Genomic DNA, 4,393 nt, shown 5'->3' on the forward strand with positions numbered 1-4,393 from the left:
TTTTATACCAAACTGTATTCTAAAAACATTCCTCTTAAATTTTTACAAAAACAAAAATTTCAAAATGACAGTCTGAAGGCTTAACTAATATTTTTTATGCATTAATTTAATGTTATTTAAGTTAGGGTTAAAATTTTCAAAAGTATTAATTAAAAATTTAACAAGGGAGATGGGTTTTAATGTTTAAAAGAAATTTAGCTATTTTAACAATTGCAGGGTTATCTTGCGGATTTTTAGCACCTACAGTAAGTTTTGCAGATAGTCAAACTAAGGAAGAATTACCTCAAGCTTATAATGTTACAGCAGATAAAGATTTAAAAGATGTATTAAAAAATGTATCTGAAGATTACAAGGTAAAAGATAATGCAGATCAATATGAATTAGTTAAAAAAGAAAAAGATGACTTAGGATTTACTCATTATACTCTAAAACCTAAAGCTGATGGTTATTTTGCAGATACAGCTGAGGTTAAGATACACACAGATAAAACTGGAAAAGTTGTTTTTGTAAATGGGGATTTAGATCAAGGTAAATTGGAAGTTAAAAATGAAACTAAAATAGATAAAGATAAAGCTATTGAGTCAGCTTTCAAATCAATAGAAAAATCACGCGATGAAGTTAAAAATTTATCAGGTAAAGATGTAGTACAAGACGCTAAAATTGTTGTTGATGAAAAAAGTAATAGAGCAGTATATGCATTAGACTTAGCATACACTGTTCCAGAACCTGCTCACTGGATAATTAAAGTAGATGCAGAAAATGGTAATGTAGTTGAAAAACAAAATGTTTTAGAGGAAGCAGCTCAAGCAACAGGTAGCGGAATTGGTTCGGATGGACAAGTTAAAACTCCTTTAAATATAACTGAAGATAATGGTAATTTCCAAATGATAGATAGTACTCATAAAGGGAAAATAACGACTATAGGATTTGAGTCTTTCCAAGGAGATAATATAATTGGGAATGTCATTTCAAATATAAAGAATTTTTTCGATCAAGATAAAGCAGCTGTAGATGCTCACTATTTTACAAATCAAGTTTATAACTATTACAAAGATACTCATAATAGAGAAAGTTATGATGGTAATGGTGGAGATATAAATTCATATATACATGTTCCAGACCCAGAATACGGGGGAAATTGGAGCAATGCAGCTTGGACTGGAGCAGAGATGATTTATGGTGATGGAGATCAAAAAACAGAAAACTCGTTTACAGCAGCAAATGATGTTATTGCCCATGAGATAACACATGGAGTTACATCATCATCAGCTGATTTAGTTTACCAATATCAACCAGGAGCATTAAATGAATCATTCTCAGATGTATTTGGTTATTTTGTAGATAGTGATGACTGGCAAATGGGAGAAGATTTATATAAAACACCTGGTGAAGCTATAAGAGACTTACAAGATCCTACAAAACATGGACAACCAGCAAATATGAAAGACTATAAAAACTATAGTATATATTATGATAGAGGTGGAGTTCATATAAATAGTGGTATACCTAACAAAGCAGCATACAACACTATAACTAAGATAGGAAAAGAAAAAGCAGAGAAAGTATACTATAGAGCTCTTACTCAATATCTAACAAGACAATCACAATTTAAAGATGCTAAAAGTTCTTTAATTCAATCAGCAAAAGATCTTTATGGAGATCAAGTAGCTAATGATGTTAAAGCTGCATGGGATCAAGTTGGAGTAAAATAATCTAAGTCTTAAAATAAATTAGTAAACTTTTTAATATACACCTCATATAAATAAATCATATTAATTTATATATGATATGAGTAGTTATTAAAAAATAAATTGACAAATAAAGTTGTATAGATTATTATTTTAAATAACTTTAATATAAATCCTGAGAAAAGGGATAGTAGCTAAATTTAGGTTCAATATAGAGAGCTGAGGGTGGTGGAATCTTAGCAAGAAGTGATTTAGTGAATGGGCCTTTGAGGAGTAAATTGAAATCACAAGTATGTGATAGTAGACTTTACCGTGTGTCGCACGTTATAGCGAATAGGGTATGACAGTACCTGAAATTGAGTGATGTACAAATAATTTTTTGTACGTAAATTAGGTGGCAACGCGGATAGACTCCGTCCTATTAATATAGGACGGAGTTTTTTAATTCAAAAAATTAAAGGTGGTGATAAATATGATGTGAACAGGTACCTCAAAAGACGGTGATTTATATCATTGGAAATTTACAATGAAAAATAATAACAATTTAAAAAAACTAGGAGGACATAATTATGAAAACAAATACAAGAAAATTAGTTTTAAATTCTCTACTACTAGCGATTGGGCTACTATTGCATCAAATAACACCAACTATCGGGTTGCCAATTCAGCCAGATATGACATTAATAATGTTATTTACTATAATAATTTTAAATAAAGATGATTATAAAACTTCACTTGTATGTGGAGTTATAACTGGAATTTTTACTGCATTGACTACAAAGTTTCCAGGAGGACAATTACCGAATATATTAGATAAAATTATTACAACAAATATAATATATGTTTTAGTATTTATTATGTATAAGTTCCCATTTATAAAAAAATTTAGAGAAAAAACTCAAGATTTTATAATATCTTTAATAATATTGCCAATAGGAACATTAGTAAGTGGAGCAACCTTTTTATTATCTGCATTAATTTTAGTAGGATTACCTGGTACTTTTAAATCATTATTTTTAATAGCAGTAGTCCCTGCAGTTTTAATTAATTTAGTTTGTGGATTGTTTTTAATAAAGGTAGTAAGTATTTCTGTAAAAAGAATCGGATATAAGGACTTAAAAAGTATAAGTAAATAAGTTTTTAAATGTTAAATTATTTTTATATAAGAAGAGATGTTTTAAAAATAATAATCTCTTCTTATATAATTAAACTGTAAATTTAAGAGATATTAATATTACAACTATAGCAGTTGTTAAAATAGGTATAACTACAGAAGTAATGAAAATATCTTTATAAGACTCTTTATGAGTTAATCCGCAAATAGCAAGTGTAGTAATTACAGCGCCATTATGAGGGAGAGTATCTAAACCACCAGAAGAAAGAGAAGCTATTCTATGGAGAATTTCAGGAGAAATATTTAAAGCATGACTCATTTGTAAATAAGTAGGTGCAAGTGCATCAAGGGATATTCCAAGTCCTCCTGAAGCTGAAGCCGTAAGTCCACAAATTAAGTTTACTGATAAAGCTTCTGATATTATTGGATTTGATGAAATACCAAAAATAAATGTTTGAATAACACTAAATACTGCTAATGATTTTACAACACTTCCATATCCAACAATTGCGCTTGAATTAAGAAGTGGTCTGAAGGAATTAGAAACACCTATATCTAGAACTGATTTTAAATTTTTTATGTTTTTGTAGTTAGTTAATATTATAAATAAATCAGCTAGGACTATTGCAATTATAACACTCCAAGTTCCAGAAACATTACTTAAAGTAGTATTAAAGCTACTTAAGTATTCACCATCTATATTTTCATAATAGATTTTTGAAAAGAATAAATTAGTAACAAAAATTATAATTATAGGAGTAAAAGCTTTAAAAATAGTAGGTAAATTTTCATAATTTTCCTCAACAGAATTATCATTATAGTTACCGTAACCTTCGTTATTTTTTCTAGCAGATTTAACGCGTTTAGTAAGCCATAACATTCCAAGTGTTAGCATTAAAATACTTGCAAAAATTCCTATAACAGGGGCTGCAAATGTATCTGTTCCAAAGTATTTCATGGGTATAACATTTTGAATTTCTGGAGATCCGGGCATAGCTGTCATTGTAAATGTAAATGCACCGAGAGCTATAGTTCCAGGTATAAGCCTTTTAGGAATATCAGCTTCTTTAAATAACATAGATGCAATTGGATAAAGTATAAATGCAACAACAAATAAGGAAACCCCTCCATATGTAAGAAGTGATCCAGATAAAACAACTGCTAATACAGATTTATTTTTTCCAATTTTCTTAGTTATAAAGTGAGCTATAGATTTTGCATATCCAGCTTCCTCCATTAATTTTGCAAAAACCGCACCGGTCATAAAAAGAGGGAAGTAGTTTTTTATAAAATTTGCAAATCCGACCATATATATTTCTGTATAATTTGCCATTAGATGGCTATTAAATCCTGTAGTAAGAATTATTGTTAATAGAGCAATTATTGGAGCTGTTATTATTGTTGAGTAACCTTTATAAGCAAGGTACATGATAAGTATCAATGATAAAATTAATCCTAAGATGCTAAACATTATTAATTAATGTCATAAAAATTATGACAATCTCCTTTCGTTATTTTATAAGGTATATCATACCTATTTATTTTACCCGGTAAAAAATATATAAAACATTAATAATAATGATAATTATTT

General features: G+C 28.7%; 3 protein-coding genes and 1 other annotated feature. Of the genes, 2 read left to right on the forward strand and 1 reads right to left on the reverse strand.

Features of this window, described 5'->3' with window-relative positions; all coding sequences use genetic code 11:
* Positions 1 to 179: 179 nt before the first annotated feature.
* Both VN21_RS00690 and VN21_RS00695 read left to right on the forward strand, forming a co-directional pair.
* On the forward strand, positions 180 to 1,712 hold the full coding sequence (locus tag VN21_RS00690) for a M4 family metallopeptidase (RefSeq protein ID WP_046821569.1): 1,533 nt from the start codon (positions 180 to 182) through the stop codon (positions 1,710 to 1,712).
* A gap of 144 nt (positions 1,713 to 1,856) precedes the next feature.
* Positions 1,857 to 2,112, forward strand: a binding site (T-box leader).
* Positions 2,113 to 2,257: 145 nt separating this feature from the next.
* Entirely contained in the window at positions 2,258 to 2,824 is a 567-nt protein-coding gene (locus VN21_RS00695) for a tryptophan transporter (protein ID WP_052951930.1), read from the forward strand.
* Positions 2,825 to 2,893: 69 nt separating this feature from the next.
* Here the strand turns inward: VN21_RS00695 and VN21_RS00700 are convergent, their stop codons facing one another.
* Entirely contained in the window at positions 2,894 to 4,273 is a 1,380-nt protein-coding gene (locus VN21_RS00700) for a GntP family permease (protein ID WP_046821571.1), read from the reverse strand.
* Positions 4,274 to 4,393 lie beyond the last annotated feature (120 nt).

This window comes from Paraclostridium benzoelyticum (assembly GCF_001006285.1).
GTDB lineage: Bacteria > Bacillota > Clostridia > Peptostreptococcales > Peptostreptococcaceae > Paraclostridium > Paraclostridium benzoelyticum.

Bases quoted from the DNA above. Each gene is read 5' to 3' on its own strand.
- VN21_RS00690 (WP_046821569.1), top strand. From the start codon at position 180: ATGTTTAAAAGAAATTTAGCTATTTTAACAATTGCAGGGTTATCTTGC.
- VN21_RS00695 (WP_052951930.1), top strand. From the start codon at position 2,258: ATGAAAACAAATACAAGAAAATTAGTTTTAAATTCTCTACTACTAGCG.
- VN21_RS00700 (WP_046821571.1), bottom strand. From the start codon at position 4,273: ATGTTTAGCATCTTAGGATTAATTTTATCATTGATACTTATCATGTAC.